At 36.3% G+C, this 405-nt stretch carries 1 pseudogene; it reads left to right on the plus strand.

From position 1 onward, the window contains the following. Positions 1–405: pseudogene (locus ILT06_RS32255) on the plus strand (putative mucin/carbohydrate-binding domain-containing protein); the annotation flags it as partial.

Consider the following 405-nt stretch of genomic DNA (forward strand, 5'->3'; position numbering starts at 1 on the left):
TCGAGCCGTCATGATGCAACTGTTATTCCTTGGTCAGATAATAGCCCGACAAATCAAGTGCCGTATATGCTACTATTTGAAAATGCTGAACGTGACCCAGTAAAACTAGATCAATCAGAGCGATTACGCTGGTTAGCGAAAGCGATGACTTCAGCAGATAATAAAATTGCAATTTATAAAATATCCACCAATATTTTACCAATCAATTTTTTAGTATGGGAAGATTACGTTTCTCTTATGTTACAAAATCCAAATGTAACAGATGCTGAGTGGAGAGAATTAAATAACAGTATCATTTCTGCTTTTGCGAATGAACAGCGACCGTTGAAGGATCTTCTTACTCAAATAAAAAGCCATGTACCAAATGCAGATGATATCTTGGAAGGAAAACAGTTTTCATGGTCA

The organism is Bacillus sp. 17RED48, from assembly GCF_019837545.1.
Taxonomy (GTDB): Bacteria; Bacillota; Bacilli; order Bacillales; family Bacillaceae_G; genus Bacillus_A; species Bacillus_A wiedmannii.